The organism is Streptomyces sp. NRRL F-5650 (assembly GCF_000721365.1).
Classification (GTDB): Bacteria; Actinomycetota; Actinomycetes; order Streptomycetales; family Streptomycetaceae; genus Streptomyces; species Streptomyces ardesiacus.
This window is the reverse complement of the sequence record NZ_JOGV01000046.1, coordinates 13,276-33,422: the sequence shown is the minus strand read 5'-3', so window position 1 is coordinate 33,422 and position 20,147 is coordinate 13,276. Positions and strand designations below refer to the sequence as shown.

General features: G+C 73.2%; 16 protein-coding genes. 8 read left to right on the top strand and 8 right to left on the bottom strand.

What is annotated here, in order from left to right; translation table 11 throughout:
- Nucleotides 1–258 precede the first annotated feature (258 nt).
- Nucleotides 259–2,397, top strand: a complete 2,139-nt coding sequence (locus IG88_RS45010; RefSeq protein WP_158854127.1) for a PQQ-binding-like beta-propeller repeat protein — start codon at nucleotides 259–261, stop codon at nucleotides 2,395–2,397.
- Nucleotides 2,398–2,604: 207 nt separating this feature from the next.
- On the opposite strand, the gene IG88_RS0130875 is transcribed toward IG88_RS45010, so the two are convergent.
- From IG88_RS0130875 to IG88_RS0130860, 3 genes are all read right to left on the bottom strand, one after another.
- On the bottom strand, nucleotides 2,605–4,803 hold the full coding sequence (locus IG88_RS0130875) for a DEAD/DEAH box helicase (RefSeq protein WP_031048399.1): 2,199 nt from the start codon (nucleotides 4,801–4,803) through the stop codon (nucleotides 2,605–2,607).
- A 38-nt stretch (nucleotides 4,804–4,841) separates the two neighbouring features.
- A complete protein-coding gene (locus IG88_RS0130870; protein ID WP_031048396.1) occupies nucleotides 4,842–5,414 on the bottom strand; it encodes a helix-turn-helix domain-containing protein in 573 nt (190 codons plus the stop codon).
- 472 nt (nucleotides 5,415–5,886) lie between these two features.
- The gene (locus tag IG88_RS0130860) at nucleotides 5,887–9,255 is read right to left on the bottom strand and encodes an NACHT domain-containing protein (protein WP_158854124.1); all 3,369 of its coding nucleotides are present in this window, start codon (nucleotides 9,253–9,255) and stop codon (nucleotides 5,887–5,889) included.
- 279 nt (nucleotides 9,256–9,534) lie between these two features.
- Here IG88_RS0130860 and IG88_RS0130855 point away from each other — a divergent pair, with 279 nt between their 5' ends.
- Entirely contained in the window at nucleotides 9,535–9,774 is a 240-nt protein-coding gene (locus IG88_RS0130855; protein ID WP_031048392.1) for a hypothetical protein, read from the top strand.
- A gap of 571 nt (nucleotides 9,775–10,345) precedes the next feature.
- Here the strand turns inward: IG88_RS0130855 and ychF are convergent.
- Nucleotides 10,346–11,434, bottom strand: coding sequence for a redox-regulated ATPase YchF (ychF, locus tag IG88_RS0130845; protein WP_031048386.1), 1,089 nt, complete (start codon nucleotides 11,432–11,434; stop codon nucleotides 10,346–10,348).
- A 183-nt stretch (nucleotides 11,435–11,617) separates the two neighbouring features.
- Here ychF and IG88_RS0130840 point away from each other — a divergent pair, with 183 nt between their 5' ends.
- Nucleotides 11,618–12,226 carry a DUF6542 domain-containing protein gene (locus IG88_RS0130840; protein WP_031048383.1) on the top strand — a complete coding sequence of 203 codons (609 nt, stop codon included), beginning with the start codon at nucleotides 11,618–11,620 and terminating at the stop codon, nucleotides 12,224–12,226.
- Nucleotides 12,227–12,266: 40 nt separating this feature from the next.
- Here IG88_RS0130840 and ppgK read toward each other — a convergent pair whose 3' ends face one another.
- Together ppgK and IG88_RS0130830 are read right to left on the bottom strand one after the other, a co-directional pair.
- Nucleotides 12,267–13,007, bottom strand: a complete 741-nt coding sequence (ppgK, locus tag IG88_RS0130835; RefSeq protein ID WP_031048380.1) for a polyphosphate--glucose phosphotransferase — start codon at nucleotides 13,005–13,007, stop codon at nucleotides 12,267–12,269.
- Between the two features lie 53 nt (nucleotides 13,008–13,060).
- Complete coding sequence (locus IG88_RS0130830; RefSeq protein ID WP_031048378.1) at nucleotides 13,061–14,077, bottom strand: 4-hydroxy-3-methylbut-2-enyl diphosphate reductase; 1,017 nt, start codon at nucleotides 14,075–14,077, stop codon at nucleotides 13,061–13,063.
- A gap of 104 nt (nucleotides 14,078–14,181) precedes the next feature.
- Here IG88_RS0130830 and IG88_RS0130825 point away from each other — a divergent pair, with 104 nt between their 5' ends.
- The 4 genes from IG88_RS0130825 (at nucleotide 14,182) to IG88_RS0130810 (ending at nucleotide 18,359) form a co-directional block, all read left to right on the top strand.
- On the top strand, nucleotides 14,182–15,567 hold the full coding sequence (locus tag IG88_RS0130825) for an APC family permease (RefSeq protein WP_031048377.1): 1,386 nt from the start codon (nucleotides 14,182–14,184) through the stop codon (nucleotides 15,565–15,567).
- A gap of 378 nt (nucleotides 15,568–15,945) precedes the next feature.
- Nucleotides 15,946–17,154, top strand: coding sequence for an exodeoxyribonuclease VII large subunit (xseA, locus tag IG88_RS0130820; RefSeq protein ID WP_031048375.1), 1,209 nt, complete (start codon nucleotides 15,946–15,948; stop codon nucleotides 17,152–17,154).
- 9 nt (nucleotides 17,155–17,163) lie between these two features.
- Nucleotides 17,164–17,436 (top strand): exodeoxyribonuclease VII small subunit, encoded by a 273-nt coding sequence (locus tag IG88_RS0130815; protein ID WP_031048373.1) that lies wholly within the window; start codon nucleotides 17,164–17,166, stop codon nucleotides 17,434–17,436.
- Nucleotides 17,437–17,612: 176 nt separating this feature from the next.
- Nucleotides 17,613–18,359, top strand: coding sequence for a phosphotransferase family protein (locus IG88_RS0130810; protein WP_031048371.1), 747 nt, complete (start codon nucleotides 17,613–17,615; stop codon nucleotides 18,357–18,359).
- A 64-nt stretch (nucleotides 18,360–18,423) separates the two neighbouring features.
- Here the strand turns inward: IG88_RS0130810 and IG88_RS0130805 are convergent, their stop codons facing one another.
- The gene (locus IG88_RS0130805; protein WP_031048368.1) at nucleotides 18,424–18,642 is read right to left on the bottom strand and encodes a DUF4287 domain-containing protein; all 219 of its coding nucleotides are present in this window, start codon (nucleotides 18,640–18,642) and stop codon (nucleotides 18,424–18,426) included.
- A gap of 247 nt (nucleotides 18,643–18,889) precedes the next feature.
- On the opposite strand from IG88_RS0130805, the gene IG88_RS0130800 reads away from it, so the two are divergent.
- Entirely contained in the window at nucleotides 18,890–19,480 is a 591-nt protein-coding gene (locus IG88_RS0130800) for a malonic semialdehyde reductase (protein ID WP_031048366.1), read from the top strand.
- 97 nt (nucleotides 19,481–19,577) lie between these two features.
- Here the strand turns inward: IG88_RS0130800 and IG88_RS0130795 are convergent, their stop codons facing one another.
- Nucleotides 19,578–20,114, bottom strand: a complete 537-nt coding sequence (locus tag IG88_RS0130795; RefSeq protein ID WP_031048364.1) for a DUF4245 domain-containing protein — start codon at nucleotides 20,112–20,114, stop codon at nucleotides 19,578–19,580.
- Nucleotides 20,115–20,147: the final 33 nt, after the last annotated feature.

Sequence of the window (20,147 nt, the reverse complement as noted above, 5' to 3'; positions counted from 1 at the left end):
CGTAAGCGCGGCCCGGCGGGGAGACGAGGTGCGGGGCGCGGCGGCGCCGGGTGGGCCGCGCGGGGCGACCCCAGGAGGCGGGCACTCTCGCCATGAACCGGACAACGCTGTGGGAAACTGTCGGGCCACAGTCGTCGGGTACGGGGGGATGTCGTGCACGGTTTCCAGCCACTCGGACCAGCCGGGCCGCCTGGGCCGCCCGGGCCGCCCGGCGGGCCGACGCCGCAACAGGTCGAGCTCGCCCAACTGGTGCGCCGCATGAGGAGCTTGTCCAAGCCGTCGGTGCTGGGTGTGCTGTTCGGCGTGCCGCTGACCGCGGGCGGCGCCCACCACGGGGTCACCCAGCGGCCCGCCGGGTTCGTCGCCGCGCTGATCGGCGCGGTGCTGCTGGCCGCGGGCGTGCTCGGCTACCGGCGGGTGCTCGTACTGCGCCGCCGGCTGCGCTCCCTCATGCCGGATGCCCAGCGGTCCCCGCTCGCCCACCTCCCGAGCGCCCGCCGCGCGGCGACGCTGGCCGCCTGGGTCAACGGCGTCCTGGTGCTGTTCGGCCTCGGCGGCGCGGCCTGGCTGCTCTTCATGGGCGCGTCCTGGGGGGCGTACGACAACTCCTTCGGTTTCGCCGCGCTGGTGACGGGCGCGCTGCTGCCCTTCGCCCTGGGCCTCGCCGCGGCCTCCACGGTCCCCGAGCTGGTGCGCGTGGTGCCCGCCGGGGCCCGGACGGGACAGGCGCTGTACGGCGTGTTCGTCCTGGTCGCGTCGCTGATGATCGTCAAGGGGGACGGACTGCTCCCGAAGCTGGTCGGCGCGGTGATCGCCGCGCTCGCCCTGGGCGCGACCGCGCTGCTCGGACGGTGCTTCCGGGCCATGGGCGGGGTGGCACCCCGGACCGGCCGGCCCGGCCCGGACCGGCCCGGTCCCGGCCACCCGGCGCCTCCGCCCGGTTTCGGACCGCCGGCGCCGGGTTTCGGTCCCCCGGCGCCCCCGCCCGGTGCTCCCCACGGGCCCGCGCCGTACGGGCCTCCCGCGCCTCCCGCACCTCGCGCGGGGCGCGGCGGACTCGTCCTCGTCCTGGTCCTCGTACTGGTCGCCGCCCTCGGCGGTGGCGGTCTGTACGCCGCCAAGGAGGCCGGGCTCCTGGACGGCGGCGACTCGACGACCACCGACGTCACCGAGAGCGCCCAGGCACCCGTGTACGGCGTCGGCGGCACGCGCGAGGCCCAGTGGGCGACGGGCGCGCCCGCGCCGGAGGGCACCGACCCGGAGTACCTGGTGGGCGGCGACGAGGACGTCGTCGTGCACGTCACCGGAACCCTCGTGACCGGTTACGGCGTGGCGAGCGGCAAGAAGCTGTGGGACGTGGGGGAACGGCCGGGGGCCTTCCGGGCCTGCGCCGTCTCCCCGGCCGCCGTCGGCCACGTCGTCGCCGTCCTGATGCGCCGCGGCGAACAGGGCCCCTGCGGCCACCTCGTCGCCGTCGACGTGCGGCGCGGCAAGCAGCTCTGGTCGAAGGAGATCCTCGACGGCGGATCCGGCGCGGGCATGGGCACGCCCACCGTGCGCGTCGCCGGGGAGTACGTGGTGAGCGGCACCGGGAGGGGCCCCGTCGTCCTCGACGCCCGTTCCGGGAACGTCCGCTGGACCGGCGCCGACCAGCCCGACGAGGACGGCGAGGCCCGTTCCCTCGGCAGCGTGGAGGTCGCCGGGAACAGCGTCGTCGCCTCGTACGGGGGCGGCCTCGGCGGCTCGCTCGCCCTGCGCCGCTTCGACCTGCGCTCCGGGAAGGTCACGGCCCGCCCGTCCCCGCCGAAGGCCCCCGAGACGCCGACCCCCAAGGACGTCCTGACCGTGCTCGCCGTCGAGCCCCTGCTCGTCTCGCTCGGGGACAACGCCAACGGCGACCGCTTCTACTACTCGCGGGTCGGCGACTCCTGGAAGCCGCTGCGGACCGAGGCGGTGGACGGCGTGAGCGCGCGTTCGGGCCCGCAGGAGGGAACGGTGACCGACGGCGTGTTCGTCAAGGCGTTCACCACCGACGACCGGACGCTGGACGTCGGGTTCGACACCGTGGTGGCCGGTTTCGACCTGCGGACCGGCGCGCTCAAGTGGCAGCACGCGCTCCACCGGGACGCCGGCCAGGTCGTCCTGCTGCCCGGTACGGCCGGGGGCGCGGTCCGGGCCGTCGCCTCCGACCACGACACCGGCGACCAGCTCTACGCCTTCCCGCTGAAGGGCGGCGACCCCGTCCGGGGCGGCCGTCTGACGGTGGACGCCTCCCTCCCGGGCGCCCCGTCCGGGCTCAACGACCTGACGGGGGCGGTGGTCCAGGGAGACCGGCTGATCGTCCGGAGCCGGGTGGACGGGACGCTGGTGGCGTTCGCGTTCCCGCCGAGGGAGTAGCAGGGGCCGGGAGCAGCGGCGGAAGGGCAGCGGAAGGGCACCGCCCCGGAGCGGAGGTCGAGGGGCGGTCGCCGGTGAGCGGGGGCCGGAACGGCAGGCGGACCGGGCGTGGCGCCCCCTCCGGCCGGGCATCCCCCCTCAGGCCGGCCGAGCATTCCCCTCAGGCCGGTCGTGACGCCCCCTCAGGACGGCTGGGCGGGGCGCCCCTCAGGAGGGCTGGGCGGGTCGCCCGTCGCCCACGCCGAGCCGGGCCTGCTCCTCCTCGACGATCTGGCGGGCCAGGTCGGGGTCCAGGACGTCCACGGCGTCGGGCGTCGCCTCGGCCACCGCGCTGCGCCGGGCGTAGGCGTCGAAGAGCCGGGCCTTGCCGTGCAGCATCCGCACCAGCCGCTCGTCGACCCCGCCGGTGGTCAGCAGCCGGTGCACCCGGACCGGCCGGACCTGGCCCATGCGGTGGGCCCGGGCGACGGCCTGGTGCTCGGCGGTCGGCTTGGTCTGGGGCTCGCACAGGACCACCACGGAGGCCGCCTGGAGGTTGAGGCCGATCCCCGCCACCTGGATCTGCGCGAGCAGCACCGCCGGTCCGGACACGGCCGTGAAGCCGTCGGCGACCTGCTGGCGCCGCGCGGGCGGCACGCTGCCGGACAGGGGCCCGAACACCGGGCCGTACGGCGCCCGGGGGCCGGGGTCCTCGGTGCGCAGGGCGTCGTGGACCGTGCTCAGCACGTCCCGGAAGGCGGTGAAGACGACGACCTTGAGCCCGTTCTCCCCGGCCTCCCGCACGATCTCGCACAGGCGGCCGAGCTTGGCGGACGCCTCCGGACGCGCGTACGCGGCCCTGCGCATGGCCATGAAGTTGCCGTCGGCCACGGCCGCGCGGTAGGCCCGCTCGTCCTCGGCGCTCGGCTCCTCCCACTCGTCCGTGTGCTGGAGGCTGGGCAGTTCGGCCAGGACGTCCTTCTGGTTGCGGCGCAGGTAGACCGGGGCGACCGCCTGGCGGAAGGCCGCCGAGTCGACCGGCCCGGTGCCGTCCTCCAGCCGGTCCGCCACCTCGGGGTCGAGCATCCGGACCAGGTTGCGGAACTCGGCGACCCGGTTCTCCATCGGCGTACCCGTCATGAACAGGACGTGCTCGCACCGGGCGGCCCACCGGCCGACCGCGTGCGCCCGCAGGGTCTGCGGGTTCTTGACGGCGTGCGCCTCGTCGACCACCAGCATCCCGAGTCCGTCCGTCTCCGTCTCCGGCGCCGGGAGCCGGCGCAGCAGGTCGAAGGTGGTCACCGCGACCCCGCCCCGCTCCCGCCAGTCGGCGAAGGCGTCGTGACGGTCAGGACCGTGCAGCGGGAGGACCCGCAGCGTGCTGCGGGACGCGACCTCGCGCGTCCAGTTGACCAGGACGCTCGCCGGGCACACCACGAGGAAGTGGGTGCGGCCGCCCGCGGCCAGGTGGGCCAGGGCCGCGATGGCCTGGACGGTCTTGCCGAGGCCCATCTCGTCGCCCAGGATCACCCGGCGCCGCGCGAGGGCGAACCGTGCCCCGAACGCCTGGTACCCGCGCAGCGACACCCGGCGGTGGGTGTCGTCCAGATGCTGGTCGCGCACTCCCTCGGCGATGTCGTCGGGCAGGAAGCCCTGGGCGGCGGCGGTGTCGGGGGCACGGGTGACGATCTCGCCGAGCAGCGCGTAGTACTCGGCGGAGCGCACCTCGAAGTCGGTCCAGGCCGCGAGGTCGCCGGCCGGCCCGCGCAGCAGGTCCACCGACGCCTGGGCGAACCGCTCGGGGGCACCGGCCCGCTCCGCCTCCTCCACGAGGGCCCCGATCGCCGCGACCGCCTCCCTCGCCCGGGCCCTGCGCGCCCGTCCGGCCAGCAGCAGTCCGCCGGGCCGGGCGGCCGGACGGGCGTCGGTCAGCAGCGGTTCGAGCCGGCCCGCCAGCGCGGTGGCCTCGTCGACCGCGCGCCGCGCCTCCGGGCCCGCCTGCACCAGGACGTGGAGGGCCGCGACCAGCGCGGTCGTGCCGGGCTCGGGGCGGTCCACGTCCAGGTGGACGGCGACCGCCTCACCGGCCGCCTCGGCCAACTGCCGTGCGGCGGCCAGGATCTGGTCGACGGTGCGCTGCCCGACCCCCGGTATCTGCCGCAGGCGGTAGGGCCCGGCGTCGAGTACGGCGGTGACCGTGCCGAAGCCGGCGCGCTCGACGGCCTCCAGGCGCAGCCGCCCCCCGCCGGCCTCCAGCAGCCGCGTCACGGGGATGGCGTCGAGGGCTTCCCGGGCCGCGGCGTCGTGCAGCGGCTTGAGGGCCGCGCTCACGGCCCCGACGGCCCGCTCGTGGTCACCGGTCAGGGCACGCGCCGCCTCCTGGAGCCGCTTGCCGCGGACGACCGCCTCCCGCTCAGCGCGTCCCATCGCGCACCGTGTCCCCTCCCGGCCCCGCCGAACGGCCCTCAGCCGCTGTGCACATGGGCCCGCACTCCTTGCAGTCCGAACAGGACGAGCAGTTCCACCGCGCCGCCGTCGGCGCTGCCCAGCCAGTGCGGCAGGGACGTGTCGAACTCGGCCGCCTCACCGGGCGACAGCGTCAGGTCGCGCTCGCCGACCAGCAGCCGCAGCCGTCCGCCGAGCACGTACAGCCACTCGGAGCCCTCGTGGGTCTGCGGGGACGGTTCGAGGGGCGCGGGACGGCTGGGGATGATCATCTTGAACGCCTGGGTGCCGCCCGGCCGCCGGGAGAGCGGTACGAAGACCATCCCGAACCGCTTGACCGGCTTCAGGTGGATGCGGGGGTCGCCGGTGCGCGGGGCGCCGACGAGGTCGTCCAGGGGGACGCCGTAGATCCGGGCGAGCGGCAGCAGCAGTTCCAGCGTCGCCCTGCGCCGTCCGCTCTCCAGCCGGGACAGGGTGCTCTCCGACACGCCGGTCGCGGCCGAGAGGTGGGCGAGGGTGATGCCGCGCTCCCGGCGCAGCGTGCGCAGCCGCGGGCCCACGGCGTCGAGTACGTCGTCCGTTGCGGCGTCCATCGGGCCACCTTGCCACAACGGCAAGATTCCGTGCCGGTTCGGGCGGCGGCTGCCAACCCTGACGGCATCCCAGGCTCACGGCCGGCCGACCCGGCCGAGCCCGGCGGAAGGAGTTCCGCTGAGCGACAGCGACGCGGTCACGTTCTGGGACGCCGTGTACGCCGCCCGCCCGGCGTCCGACGCCCCGCGGCCGAACGTCCGTCTCGTCGAGACGGTCACCGGCCTGTCTCCCGGCGACGCGCTGGACCTGGGGTGGTGAACACCGGGCCAGGTCGACGTACCCCTTCTCCGCGACGGACGACGGGAACGGCCTTGCCGGCGACGACGAGGTTCCCGTCGCACAGTCCGGTGCCGGTGCGCCTGAGGGCACCGGTGGTGGTGCCGGTGGGATCGTCGTCCTGCTGAAGTCCTGGGACGGGCTCCAGGGCGAGGGCGAGGGCGAAGAAGCCCGAGGTCGGGTGGCGGAGACCGCTCAGCCACGCGCAGGCACACCCAACCACCCAGCGGCGTCCTGCCTTGCCTGGTCCCCAGGCGGTCGTACCCAGGCCAACAGGCGACGCAGCAGCAGAGCCTCGTCCGCGTCGCGCGCAACCGTCAGCGCGGTGCGCAGCCCCAGTTCGGCTTGCGCGCCACCGCCGGAAGCGAGCAGCTCCTGGGCGGCCCGCCAGCGGGTCTCGACACCGGCCTCAGGGTTTGTTGCCACCCGGCACCACAGGGTGGTTGCCGCCTCCGGGAGCCCTTTGGCAGTCAACAGCCGTGCGAGGGAAACGTGCTGCTCGGCCGTCAGGCGCACCGCGGCTTGGATGCGGCCCACGATGTCGGACGCCGCCTCCCGGCCTTCCACCGCCAGCCATGCCTTGACCACGGCCTCCAGTTCGCGGCCGACCAGACCGGGATCCGCCAGGAGCTCCTGGCCCAGCACCCGTACGGCCGACGCCTCACCGTGCTCGGCGAGCAGGGGAAGGAGCGCGGCCCGCAGAGCAGGTCCGCCGTACGGGCGGTCGCGCAGGGCGGCGAGCACCTCTGCGCAGGCGTCCTCCGCGGCGAGCCGGAACAGGACACGGGCGGCCGAGACAAAGCCCTCGTGTCCACTGCCCGGGTGGCGGAGCAAACGTCGCGCCAGCGGCAGCAGGCCGCCCGCGTCGGCGCCGGCCTCTGCCAGGTCCCGCAGCGCGATGGCGTAGGAGTCGGCGTCCGCCCGGCGCCGGTCCAGCCAGCCGAGGACTTCCTCGGCAGCCGACGGGCCGAGGGCCCGGATGAGCGCCATGGCCTCCAGCCCGAGGTTGTGCCGAAGGTCGGGGTCCGGATCACCGAAGCTGAGCCGGACCACTTCCGCCGCCTGGCGCGGGTACCCTGCCGCGGCCAGGTCGATGGCGATGCTCGGGCGTTCGTCCGAGTTCCAGGCCCGGTATCCACGCAGCAACTCGACCAAGCCGTCGGCGGCCTTCGCGCCCTCCTGGTCGAGCCAACTGCGCACCACGTCGTCGATGGAGTCGCTGTCCGTGCTGTTCTGGATGGTGTACGCCAGGAGCGGGAGCGCCTCCTCGACCAGCCCGAAGAGCAGGAGCACCTGCGCCAGGGCGGCCTTGGCCCACTCCAGCGTGCGGGAGCGGCCTGCCACCGCCGCCTTGACGCGCGGTGCGGCCGACGGCCCCTCCAGGCGGTACAGGAACTGACCGGCTCGCCTCAGGGCTTCGCCGTTCTCCTCATCGCCGGCCAGGATGGAGCACGCGAACCCTGCCAGCCCCTCGGTACACCCCAGCGCGGCGAGTTCCTCCGCGGCCGTCAGGCGTTGCCAGGTGGAAGTCGTCGGCGAAGCGAGTACGTCCGACAGCAGCCCGGCCCGGAACTCCGTACCCTCGGGATCGAGCGAGGCCAGCTCCCGGCAGCAGTCCAGGGCGCCTTCCTCCGGGAGCCGCCGTGCGAGGTCCTGGAGCAGCGCGACTCCCTGGGGAAGCGAGGCAACCTCCGCGTACGCCGCGGCCGCGCCGACGCGCAAGGAGACTTGGAGTCCGTCGGTCTCCGCGATCCTTCGCAGGTTGGCCGCAAGGCGATGGTTGCCCCGTAGCTGGGACAGCTCGCGAAGCACCTGCCGGCCACGGCCGTGGTACCGGCCCAGGTCGTCGGAATCGCGCCCGAGGTCGGCCACCCGCTCGATGACCGCCTCCTCCAGCGCCTCCCCCAGCCGTACGCCGGAGGTGATCAGCCGCAGCGCCATGATCCGGTGGTCGAGGTCACCAGCCAGCAGATGCCGTACGAGCAGGGTCACGTCGTGCCCCGGGCGCCGGGCCCACATGGCGAAGGTGAACAGCACCCGGTTCCGGGAGGACGGGCTGCGGATGTCATCGGCCCAGTCGTCGAGGTCCGGGAAATCCGCCGGGATGCGGGCGGCATCCTCCCTCGCGGCGAGGAACTCGGCGAAGGACAGATGCAGGAACGACAGCTCACCGTGGTCGTGCACGAGCGCCCCGCTCTGCCCGAGGAACTGCCCCAGTTCCTCGCGGGCCCCGGCCGGCCAGGCCAGGTCCCCGGGCAACTCCGTGTCCAGCCACCGCACGGCGGCGTCCAGCAGAGAAGCGGAGGCGCTCGCGATGCGGACCTCCGCCAGATGAGCCACCAGGTGATCGCGGTGGGCCAGCAGCCACTCGGCCAACCGTCCCTGGCCACGTCGCTCCCAACGGGCCCGGAACCCCTTGTCCACCGCGTCCGCGCTCTCCCGGGCGGTGGCGACATCGGCGAGGAACTGCTCGTACAGTGCGACCCGTCCGCGTGGCAACGCCGCGCCGGGATTCCGGCTGCGGTGCGCGGCGGCGATGGTCGTCAGCAACGGCACCTGCAGCACCTCACCGAGACCGGCGTGCCCGACCTCCTCCAGGAAAGCCCGGGCTTCGGCGACCGGGTCGTCGGCTCCTTGGGCGGCGAACCAGCGCCGGGCGAAGGCCAACTGCTGTTCGGAGTCGAAACCGGCGAGTGTGTAGAAGCCCATGGACGGCAGGTCCCGCAGGGGCGTCAGCTCGTCCTGGGGGAGCGGCCGGGAAGTGATCAGCAGCCGGAAGACACCGTGCGGCCGGATCTCCCGGGCGAGGTTCTGGAGGATCAACTGCCGGTCGTCCGGGGAAGCGACCTCGTCAAGGCCATCGACGATCACCAGCCAGCGCGCCCCGTGCGGCCTTGCGGCGAATCGATCGGACGGAACGGCGCTGCGCAGCGTTCCGGTGCGGTCGGCGGCGTCACTGAGCTGTTGGTGGAAGGCACGGCGGGTCCGCAGGTCGGTCGCCGTGACCCGTAGTGGGACCACCGCCTCCTGACACCAGGGCTTCTCCGCCCTCTCGTCGCGCAGCCAGTAGCGGGCGAGCTGCCGGACCAGATGGCGGCCGAGAGTGGTCTTGCCCGCGCCCGGACCACCGGTGACGAACAGGTGGTCGTGGGCGGACAAGGCGGCGGCCAGGGTCGGTGCGGGGCCCGTGGTGCGCGGCGCGTGCCGTGCGGCGTTCTCGGAGAGCGGCTGCAGGTCCTGCTCGATGTGGATGTGGGACAACGGGGGCTTGCGCACGCCCAGCAGGTCGTACGGGAACTGCTCGGCGGCCTCCGCCTGACTGCCGAGCAGGTCTTCCAGCCAGGCATCGGGCAGCGGAATTCCGGACCAGGCAGCGGGAACAGGACCGGGCTCGTTCCGCCGGGCGGCCAGCTTCCGGCGCTCCAGCGCGAACCGCGCCCTGCCCCAGACGTCGGCGACCGCCTGCCGTGGCAGTCCCAGAACCTCGCCGAACTGCTCGGTGGTGGACAGCTCATGGAGCCGCCGAGCACCGATGATCTCGTAGACCGTGTTCTTGTGAGGCACCCGATGGTCCGAACCGCGCGCGGTGAGGAAGGCATGGGGGCTCTCGTACCCCGCGGCTCGCAGGGCCGCACGGAACCGCTCGGCCAGTTCGCCAAGTTCGGGCTGCGCTTCGCCACCCGTCGTGACGGGCCTTCCGCCCCCCATGTCCTCCCCCTCACCCAGTGGTCGGTTTCCCCTCTGTTTCCTCACGCTAGACGGAAACTCGGGCCGCCGCGGAGAGTTGGCGCCACCGGTTCAACCACCGGAAATCGACTCGACGGCAGAAGGAGAACGGTCCCCATGGTCGGTGCGGTGAACGCGGCTGCGGCCTCGGCGGGTGGGCACGGGTGGCTGCTCATGGTCCTCGTGGTGCTCGGCGGAACGGCACGGTGGTGGGTGCGCCACCGGACCGAGGAGCGCCGGGAACGAGAGCGTGAGCGGCAGTACACCCGGCGTATCGAAGCGGCCGTGTCCGGCACGGAGTCCCGGCACCGCGCAGAGGTGGTAGCCGCCTGCGCGGAGCTGAAACGCCCGTTGTGATCGCCGCGGCGACGAGCCCGGTTCAGGCCCCCGGTCGCCTGTGGGCCACTCTTCCTCACCGGCATCCCGGCACGGGAGGGACCAGGGATCCGGCCCGAAGAGTCGCCCTCCTCCTGACCCGCACTTCTGCCGGATCGGCGACGCGGGACAGCCCCCTCACTGCGAGCTCACGCAGTGGAACCTCCGCGCCCTCCCGCAGCAAAGGCACCTCGTACGGTCCCGCTCCCCCCGCACGGCGGTGGATGCGACGAAGGCCCGCCTGCGGGACTTCCCCGCCGAGGGGCCCGAGGGCCGGATCCTCACGGCGCCGCAAAGCGGACCCGTGGTCTGCACGCACTTCATGGACGGGTCGTCCTGGCGGCCCGCCTGCGCGAAGGCCGGCATACCGAAGGGCACCGGACCCCACGCCCTCCGGCACCACCACGCCAGCCTGCTGATCAAGCACGGCGAATCCGTGAAGACGGTCTCCGAGCGCCTCAACCACACCAACGCGGCCATGCCGCCGAACAGCGGACCGCAAAGGCCGCCCAACCCGCTCCGCCGCGGGTCAGACGGCCGTTCGCCGGACGTGTCAGACGTTGAAGCGGAACTCCACCACATCCCCGTCCTGCATCACGTAGTCCTTGCCCTCCATGCGCGCCTTGCCCTTCGCGCGGGCCTCGGCGACCGAGCCCGTGGTGACCAGGTCGTCGAAGGAGATGACCTCGGCCTTGATGAAGCCCTTCTGGAAGTCGGTGTGGATGACACCGGCGGCCTCGGGGGCGGTGGCGCCCTTTTTGATGGTCCAGGCGCGGGATTCCTTGGGGCCTGCCGTCAGGTAGGTCTGCAGGCCCAGGGTGCGGAAGCCGACGTGGGCGAGGGTGGCGAGGCCGGGTTCGTCCTGGCCGACGGACTGGAGGAGTTCGAGGGCCTCGTCCTCGTCCAGCTCGGCGAGGTCGGCCTCCAGCTTGGCGTTGAGGAAGATCGCCTCGGCGGGGGCGACCAGGGCGCGCTGCTCGTTCTTGAAGTCGTCGTCGGTCAGTTCGTCCTCGTCGACGTTGAAGACGTAGAGGAAGGGCTTCGTCGTGAGGAGGTGGAGGTCGTGCAGGAGCTCCGCGCGCTCGGTGCCCTGGAGGATGCCCCGGGAGAAGAGGGTGTCGCCCTTCTCCAGGATCTCCTTGGCCTCCTCGACCGCCTTGACCTTGGGAGCGACGTCCTTCTTGATGCGCGACTCCTTCTGGAGGCGCGGGAGGACCTTCTCGATGGTCTGGAGGTCGGCGAGGATCAGCTCGGTGTTGATCGTCTCGATGTCGTCCTTCGGCGAGACCTTGCCGTCGACGTGGACGACGTTCTCGTCCTTGAAGGCACGGATGACCTGGCAGATCGCGTCGGACTCGCGGATGTTGGCCAGGAACTTGTTGCCCAGCCCCTCGCCCTCGCTCGCGCCGCGCACGATGCCCGCGATGTCGACGAAGTCGACCGTGGCCGGGAGGATCTTCTCGGAGGAGAAGATCTCGGCCAGCCTGGCCAGGCGGGGGTCGGGGACGCCCACGACGCCGACGTTGGGTTCGATCGTGGCGAACGGGTAGTTGGCCGCGAGCACGTCGTTCTTGGTCAGGGCGTTGAACAGGGTCGACTTGCCGACATTCGGCAGACCGACGATTCCGATCGTGAGCGACACGTTGCGACTTCCCGTACGTGAGATGCGGAGCGGTGGATGGGATGGGGCGGCCGGGCAGGGCCGATCCACCAGTCTACGGGGTGAGCCGCGGCCGGCCCCCGCGGAGTCGAACGCTTGGCCAAGGCGCGCCCGACGGCGTGTCTGTCGGGCTATTCGGCACATAAACCGACCTAAGTTGGTCCAGTGGAGCAATACAGCACGCGACCTGCGCAGTACGGACCGCAACGGAACCGGGCGCCGCTGCCCGCCCAGGGGCGTGGCGGCGCCGCCACCGCACGGCCGCCGGCGGGGCGGGTCGGGCGGCCGGTGCGGCAGCGACCGGCACCGGTCCGGCCGGCTCCCGGGCCGCCGGGTTCACCGGTGGCCCGGGTGGTGCGCGCCCTGCGCGGGCTGCCCAACCCCCGGCTGACCGGGCTGGGCGGCGGCCTGTTCTGCGCGGCCGTGATGACCCTGCTGGGGTTCCTCGACGAGCTGCTGTTCGGCGCGTCCCTGACCGTGTACGGCGTGCTCTTCGTGCCCGTGAGCCTGCTCACCGCGCTCTGGGTGCGCCGGGGCGACCTGCTGACCGCGCCCGTGGTGGTGCCGATCGCCTACGCCGTGGGGCTGGTGGCCGTGGCCGAGAGCGGGGACGGTCCGAGCGGGCGGCTGATGGGGCTGGTGACCGCGCTGGCCACCGGGGCGGGATGGCTGTACGGCGGGACGCTGATCGCCGGGACGGTCGTGATCGTCCGGCGGATCCGGCTGGTGCGGCGACGGGCGGCGGCCCGGAACCGGCCCCCTGCCCGACCGTGACCGGCCCCTCCGACCGCAACCGCACGCGCACCCGCGCCGCTCAGCCCGCCGCGTGCATCGCCGCGCCCACGATCCCGGCGTTGTTCTGGAGCTGAGCGGGGACGATCTCCGCCTGGATGCCCTCGATGCGGGGCAGGAACTTGTGGGCCTTGCGGCTGACCCCGCCGCCGATGACGAACAGCTCGGGCGAGAAGAGCATCTCGACGTGTGCGAGGTACTTCTGGACGCGGCGGGCCCAGTGCTCCCACGACATGTCGTGGTCGTCCTTGACCTTGCTGGAGGCGCGCTTCTCCGCGTCGTGCCCGTCCAGCTCCAGGTGGCCCAGCTCGGTGTTGGGGACCAGGACCCCGTCGGTGAAGACGGCGCTGCCGATGCCGGTGCCGAAGGTCAGCAGGACGACCGTGCCCTTGCGGCCGCGGCCGGCCCCGAAGTGCATCTCGGCGACGCCCGCCGCGTCCGCGTCGTTGACCACCGTCACGTCCAGCCCGCCCAGCCGCTCGCTGAACAGGGCGCGGGCGTCGGTGTCGACCCAGCTCTTGTCGACGTTGGCCGCGGTGCGCACCGTGGCGCCGCCGGTCACGACGCCCGGGAAGGTGAGGCCGACCCGCCCGGCCCAGCCGAAGTGCTCGACGACCTGCCGGACACCGTCGGCCACTCCGTCCGGGGTCGCCGGGTGCGGGGTCAGCACCTTGCAGCGCTCCTGGGCCAGGTCGCCCCTGTCGAGGTCCACAGGGGCGCCCTTGATCCCGGATCCGCCGATGTCCACGCCGAAGATCTGCATGGCCCTACGTTACGACGGACGACTGACAGTCACCCAGGCGGTGGTCCGGCCGGTCAGGCCCCCGCCGTACCGGAACCGCCCCGCTCCGCCACCAGGGACGCCGCCTCCTCGCGCAGGTCGCGGCGCAGCTCCTTGGGCAGGGAGAAGGTGATCGACTCCTCGGCGGCCTTGACGATCTCCACGTCCTCGAAGCCGCGCCGCGAGAGCCACTCCAGGACCTGCTCGACCAGGACGTCGGGGACCGAGGCGCCGGAGGTGACGCCGACCGTGGTGACGCCCTCCAGCCAGGACTCGTCGATCTCGTCGGCGAAGTCCACCAGGTACGCCTCGCGGGAGCCGGCCTGCTTGGCGACCTCGACGAGGCGCTTGGAGTTGGAGGAGTTGCGGGAGCCGACGACGATCACCAGCTCGGCCTCGGCGCCCATCTGCTTGACCGCGAGCTGGCGGTTCTGCGTGGCGTAGCAGATGTCGTCGCTCGGCGGGGAGACGAGCTGCGGGAACTTGTCCTTGAGCGCGTCGACGGTCTCCATGGTCTCGTCGACGGACAGGGTGGTCTGGGAGAGCCAGACGACCTTCGACGGGTCGCGGACCTCCACCTTGGCCACGTCGTCCGGGCCGTCGACGAGCTGGATGTGGTCGGGCGCCTCGCCGGAGGTGCCGATGACCTCTTCGTGGCCCTCGTGGCCGATCAGCAGGATGTCGTAGTCGTCGTTGGCGAAGCGGACGGCTTCCTTGTGGACCTTGGTGACGAGGGGGCAGGTGGCGTCGATGGTGGCGAGCCTGCCGCGCTCGGCCTCCTCGTGGACGACGGGCGCCACGCCGTGCGCGGAGAACATCACGATGTTCCCCGGGGGGACCTCCTCCGTCTGCTCGACGAAGATCGCGCCCTTCTTCTCCAGGGTCTGCACGACGTACTTGTTGTGGACGATCTCGTGGCGGACGTACACCGGAGCCCCGTACTGCTCCAGGGCTTTCTCGACGGCGATCACGGCGCGGTCCACACCCGCGCAGTAGCCACGGGGGGCGGCGAGCAGGACACGGCGGCCAGGCGAAGCAGTCATGGCACCCATCGTAAGGCCGCGTTCGGCGGGTCAAAGATCGCGTGGGTACGGCGTGGCCGGGGAGACTGGCGGGAACGTCTGGAGACGGAGTCCGAGGCGCCGGCGGAGGAACGATGTCGCAGAACGGTATGACGGCCCGCGGGGCCGGTGCGCAGCAGCAGCTCGAACGCAGTCTGGGCTTCAGGGACCTGGTCGTCTACGGGCTGCTGTTCATCGCGCCCATGGCACCGGTCGGCGTGTTCGGCACGCTGGACGCCAAGTCGCACGGTGCGGTGGCCCTCGTCTACGTCATCGCCACGGTCGCGATGGCGTTCACCGCATTCAGCTACGCGCAGATGGTGCGGGTGGTCCCCCAGGCGGGGTCGGTGTTCGCCTACGCGCGCGCGGGGCTCGGCACGGGGGCCGGTTTCATCGCCGGATGGATGGCGATGCTGGACTACGTCCTGATCCCGGCGGTGGCGTACCTCTTCTCCGGCATCGCGATGGAGGCGCTGGTTCCCGAGGTGTCGCGATGGGTGTGGACGGCGATCGCGGTCGTCGTGACGACGCTGCTGAACCTGTGGGGGGTGCGGACGGCCGCGCGGGTGGGCTTCCTGGTCCTCGCCATGGAAATCGTCGTACTGATCGTCTTCCTGGTCGCGGCGATCGTGGTGCTGGCGCAGGACGGGGCCGAGCGCGACTGGCTGTCGCCGCTGTCCGGGGACGGCAGCCAGGGGGCGTTCGCGTTGTCGGCCGTGGTCGGCGCGGTGTCGGTGGCGGTGCTGTCGTACCTGGGCTTCGACGCGATCGCCACGTTCGCGGAGGAGGTCACGGGCGGTTCGGCGAAGGTCGCGCGGGCGCTGCTGTTCTGTCTGGCGCTGGCCGGTGTGCTGTTCGTGGCGCAGACGTACCTGGTGGCGCTGATCGAGCCGGTGTCGTCGGCGACGCTGGCGGCGGAGCCGGAGCGGCAGGGGGCCGCGTTCTACGACGCCGTGGACACGTCGGTGGGCACGTGGCTGCACGACCTGGTGGCGGTGAGCAAGGCGATCGGCGCGGCGTTCGCGGCGCTGGCCGGGCAGGCGGCGGCCGGGCGGCTGCTGTTCGCGATGGGCCGCGACCGGCGGCTGCCGGGGGTGCTGTCGCGGACGGACTCCGGGGTGCCGCGCGTGGCGCTGCTGGTGTCGGCCGTGATCACGATGGCGGCGGCGGTGTGGGCGGCCCGCCGCAGCGACGGTCTCGACCACCTGGTCTCCGTGGTCGACGTCGGCGCGCTGACCGCCTTCACGCTGCTGCACGCGAGCGTCGTGGGTTGGTTCGTGGTCCGGCGCGGTGGGGGCGCGGTGAGCTGGTGGCGGCACCTGCTGGTGCCGGTGCTGGGCGCGGCGATCACGGTCGCGGTCATCGTGGAGGCGTCGGCGGCCGCCCAGGTGGTCGGGGCGATCTGGCTGGCGGTGGGGCTGGTGGTGCTGGCTGTTCAGTGGCGTGGTCGCCGCGGGGACGCGGAGCCGACGGGGGTGTAACGCCGGGACACCGCGCGGGAACGCGGACACCGCGCGGGAACGCTGCTCGGCGGTGACCGGGGGCGCGCACCGCGCGGGAACACGCGCACCGCGCGGGAGCGCAGGCACCGCGGCCCGAGGACGGGAGCGGGCCCGCCCTCTGCGAGATCCCGGGCCGTGGCGTCGGCCGGCCGAGGGGCCGAGGGGCGACCCTGGCGGGGCTGAGGGGCGGCTGGGCAACGCAGCCTGCCAGGAGAACGCCGCCCTGCGACGCACAGCGGGGAGGGGACACTGCGCGGCCGAGGACGTGCGGGGCGACGGGCGCGCGCAGGCCGCGCGTGCGGGGCCTCCTGGTACGGGCGGGGCTGATTGTCGGACCCGGCCGTTACGCTCGGGCGCATGGCTGTCAACTCGACTCCCGAAAGCCCGCTGCCCGTGGGCGAGGTGTCCCGGCTGATCGGGGGCTGGATCGACCGGCTCGGCGCGGTGTGGGTCGAGGGGCAGATCACCCAGCTCTCGCGGCGGCCGGGCGCCGGTGTGGTGTTCCTGACGCTGCGCGACCCGTCGTACGACATCTCCGTGAGCGTGACCTGCTACCGGCAGGTGTTCGACGCCGTGGCGGACGTGGTGGGCGAGGGTGCGCGGGTGGTGGTGCACGCCAAGCCGGAGTGGTACGCACCGCGCGGGCAGTTGTCGCTGCGGGCCGCCGAGATCAAGCCGGTGGGCGTCGGGGAGCTGCTGGCCCGCCTGGAGCAGTTGAAGAAGGCACTCGCGCGCGAGGGGCTGTTCGCGGCCGGGCGCAAGAAGCCGCTGCCGTTCCTGCCGCAGTTGATCGGCCTGGTGTGCGGGCGGGCGTCGGCGGCCGAGCGGGACGTCCTGGAGAACGCCCGGCACCGCTGGCCCGCCGTCCGCTTCGAGGTGCGCAACGTGCCGGTGCAGGGCGTGCACGCGGTGCCGCAGGTGGTGCAGGCGGTGAAGGAGCTGGACGCGCTGGACGACGTGGACGTGATCGTCGTCGCGCGCGGCGGCGGCAGCGTGGAGGACCTGCTGCCGTTCTCCGACGAGCAACTGGTGCGGGCGGTCGCCGCCTGCCGTACGCCGGTCGTCTCGGCGATCGGGCACGAACCGGACAGCCCCCTGCTCGACCTGGTCGCCGACCTGCGCGCCTCCACGCCGACCGACGCCGCCAAGAAGGTGGTGCCGGACGTCGGCGAGGAGTACGAGCGGGTCCGGCTGCTGCGCGACCGCGCCCGGCGGTGCGTGGCGGCGTTCGTCGACCGTGAGGAGCGGGGGCTGGCGCACGCTCTTGCCCGGCCGTCCATACAGGATCCGCACCGGATGATCGAGGAGCGGGCCCAGCAGGTGACGGCCCTGCTGGAGCGGGGCCGCCGTGCGCTGCGCCACCACCTCGACCGGGCCGACTCCGAGCTGACGCACACGCACGCGCGCGTGGTGGCCCTCTCCCCCGCCGCGACCCTGAAGCGCGGGTACGCCGTACTGCAGCGGGCCGACGGCCACGCGGTGCGCGACCCCGGCGAGGTGGAGCCCGGCGAGACGCTGCGCGCACGCGTGTCCGAGGGCGATTTCTCCGTACGAGTCGACGCATAGGGTGGGTGGATGACCAGCGAGGTGGAGCAGCCGACGGCGATGTCCGAGGCGCTCGGGTACGAGCAGGCGCGGGACGAGCTGATCGAGGTCGTCCGGCGGCTGGAGGCCGGCGGCACGACGCTGGAGGAGTCCCTCGCCCTGTGGGAGCGGGGCGAGGAGCTGGCGAAGGTCTGCCGCCGACGGCTGGACGGCGCCCGGGCCCGCCTGGACGCGGCGCTGGCCGAGGAGGCGGACACGCAGGACGAGGACGAGGACGAGGACGAGTCCTCCCGGGAGTCCTGACGGAAGCGGCGGGCCGGGCCTTGTCAGGGTCGCGCGCCCGCGCTGTGTGCTCGGAACCGCGGAACCCCGGGGCCCCCGGGACCGCGACACGGCGGGACGGCGGGCCCGGCGAGCCGCGTCGTCGCACGTGACAAACCCGGCGACGCGGGCGACCGGGCCCGGGATACTGGTCGGCCATGGACGAGGTGGAAGTCGTCGTCGCCCATTCCCAGCGCGCGACCCTGCGCGTCGGTGACGTGTTCCTCAAGGTGGACGCCGATCAAACGCGCGTCGACGTCGAGGTCGAGGCGATGTCCCTCGCGCCGGTTCCGACCCCGGAGGTCCTGTGGCGCAAGCCGCCCGTGCTCGCGACCGCCGCGCTCCCGGGCACGACCCTGGGGCGCCTCGGGGGACCGGCGACCGGGTCGCCGGAGGCGTGGGCCGCGGCGGGTGCCGCCATCAGGAAGCTGCACGACGCGCCGTTGCCGCCCTGGCCCGGCCGCGCCGGGCGGAGCGTCGACGCGTTGGCGCAGGAGCTCGCCGACGAGTGCGAGGCACTCGTGAGGAACGGTGTCCTGCCGGCCCGCCTGGTCGCCCGCAACCGCCGGGTCGCCGAGGCCGCGCTGCGACCGTGGACTGCGGCGTTCACCCACGGCGACCTGCAGATCGCACACGTCTTCGTCGACGGCGACGAGGTCACCGGCATCATCGACTGGTCCGAGGCGGGCCAGGGAGACCCCTTGTACGACCTCGCCGCCTTCGTGCTCGGCCACGAGGAACACCTCGACGACGTGGCCGCCGGCTACGGCAGCGACGTCGACCTCGACGTGATCCACGCGTGGTCGTCGTTGCGGAGCCTGCTGGCGGTGCGCCCGCTGATCGAGCAGGGGTTCGACCCGTTCGCGCCCGGCTGCGAGGTCGATGTGCTGAAGTCCCGGATGTGAGGCCGCGCGGGCCCGGCCGCCGCGGGTCGGGAGTCGTCGGCCCGCCCCGCCGCCGGGCCCCCGGTCAGCCCTTCGCCGTGCCCTCGGCCAGGGTGTGGGCGACGAGCGCGTTGGCGTGCCCGTGGCCCAGGCCGTGCTCCGTCTTGAGCCAGGTGACCAGCTCCATGTGCTTGGTGAGCGGCGAGGAGCGGATCAGGTCCTTCCACTCCGCGACCGGACGGCCGTACTTCTTCTCGATGGACGGAAAGTAGGAGGCCGGGCCCTTCACGGTGCTGCTGTTCATGTCGGTGCTCTCCCCGGGTTCGGACGACGTGTACTGACTGACTGACGCAGGAGATGAGACCGACGCCCGCCCGGGAACTGATCGCCGGGCGGCTGTGATCCGAACCACTCCCGCCGTGATCATGTGAAGCGGATCACCGCCCCCCGGTTTTGGTTGAAGCTTGAACTTCTTTGCCGTAAGGTCGTCCCCGTCAACGGCTCCTGCCCCACGTCACAGGAAGCCGACGCACCCGCATGAAAGATCAGGTATGTCTCTCGTTCTTGACCCCACTGCCCAGGACCTGCTGTTCCGCGAGGCCCGCACCGCGAACACCTTCACCGACGAGCCGGTGACCGACGAGCAGGTGCAGGCGATCTACGACCTGGTCAAGTACGGCCCGACCGCCTTCAACCAGTCGCCGCTGCGCATCACGCTGGTCCGCTCCGCCGAGGCCCGCGAGCGTCTGGTCAAGCACATGGCCGAGGGCAACCGGCCCAAGACGGCGACCGCCCCGCTGGTCGCGATCCTGTCGGCGGACAACGAGTTCCACGAGGAGCTGCCGCAGCTCATGCCGCACGCCCCGCAGATCAAGGACGCCTTCTTCAGCGAGCGCCCGGTGCGCGAGGGCGCCGCCTCGCTGAACGCCGCCCTGCAGGCCGCGTACTTCATCGTCGGCGTCCGCGCCGCCGGCCTGGCCGCCGGGCCGATGACCGGCCTCGACTTCGAGGGCGTGCGCAAGGAGTTCCTGGACGACGACCACACCCCGCTGATGGTCGTCAACATCGGCCGCCCCGGCCCGGACGCCTGGTTCCCGCGCTCCCCGCGCCTGGACTACGAGCAGGTCGTCACCACGGTCTGAGACCGGCGAACGTCACGAAGCCCCCGGTGCGCCGGGGGCTTCGTCGTGTGCGCGGCCGCTCGGCCGGCAGCGTACGGGTGCCGCGCGGCCGGCCGGGTCAGGCCAGCTTCAGCGCCGCGGCCATCTGGCCGAGCTGCTCGAACGACCCCGTGCCTGCCACGACCGTCGTCGCGCCCTTCACGCCGTCGGTGTCCTGCAGCACCAGCGCCTCGTAGCGCCCGCCCGTGTAACGGGTCCACGTCCGGCCGCCGATCTCCTCGGTGGTCCCGGTCTTGCGCCCGCCCTGGCTGGCCTGCTCGATGAACTCGGACGGCTTGCCCGTCGACTGCTCGACCGCCACGTACTCCCCGTCGGGGGCGTGGTAGCCCAGGTGCCAGGTGTTGTCCTCGGCGCCGCGGTAGCGCACGGAGGTCGGCTTCCACTCCTGGGCCAGCCCCTCGGGCGCCGCCACCGGGTACGGCGCGGCGCGGCGCGCGGTGGTCAGCTCGACCGTGTAGTCCACCCGCTTGATGTCGGGCCCGCCGTCGTCGTCGTGCGGGATGAAGAGCCACATGACCAGTCCCGCGAGAACGATGACCCCCAGGGAGAGGACCATGTCCCGGGCCGTCTTCTGCTTGCCGTTCGTACCTGCCACGCGTCCTATCGTCGCAGGTCCCCCATGTGCTCA

Excerpts from the sequence above, each read along its gene's own strand:
- IG88_RS0130825 (WP_031048377.1), top strand. The coding sequence starts at position 14,182 with ATGTCGCAGAACGGTATGACGGCCCGCGGGGCCGGTGCGCAGCAGCAG.
- IG88_RS0130870 (WP_031048396.1), bottom strand. The coding sequence starts at position 5,414 with ATGGACGCCGCAACGGACGACGTACTCGACGCCGTGGGCCCGCGGCTG.
- xseA (WP_031048375.1), top strand. The coding sequence starts at position 15,946 with ATGGCTGTCAACTCGACTCCCGAAAGCCCGCTGCCCGTGGGCGAGGTG.
- IG88_RS0130810 (WP_031048371.1), top strand. The coding sequence starts at position 17,613 with ATGGACGAGGTGGAAGTCGTCGTCGCCCATTCCCAGCGCGCGACCCTG.
- IG88_RS0130855 (WP_031048392.1), top strand. The coding sequence starts at position 9,535 with ATGGTCGGTGCGGTGAACGCGGCTGCGGCCTCGGCGGGTGGGCACGGG.
- IG88_RS0130800 (WP_031048366.1), top strand. The coding sequence starts at position 18,890 with ATGTCTCTCGTTCTTGACCCCACTGCCCAGGACCTGCTGTTCCGCGAG.
- IG88_RS0130815 (WP_031048373.1), top strand. The coding sequence starts at position 17,164 with ATGACCAGCGAGGTGGAGCAGCCGACGGCGATGTCCGAGGCGCTCGGG.
- IG88_RS45010 (WP_158854127.1), top strand. The coding sequence starts at position 259 with ATGAGGAGCTTGTCCAAGCCGTCGGTGCTGGGTGTGCTGTTCGGCGTG.
- ppgK (WP_031048380.1), bottom strand. The coding sequence starts at position 13,007 with ATGCAGATCTTCGGCGTGGACATCGGCGGATCCGGGATCAAGGGCGCC.
- IG88_RS0130805 (WP_031048368.1), bottom strand. The coding sequence starts at position 18,642 with ATGAACAGCAGCACCGTGAAGGGCCCGGCCTCCTACTTTCCGTCCATC.
- IG88_RS0130875 (WP_031048399.1), bottom strand. The coding sequence starts at position 4,803 with ATGGGACGCGCTGAGCGGGAGGCGGTCGTCCGCGGCAAGCGGCTCCAG.
- IG88_RS0130830 (WP_031048378.1), bottom strand. The coding sequence starts at position 14,077 with ATGGGTGCCATGACTGCTTCGCCTGGCCGCCGTGTCCTGCTCGCCGCC.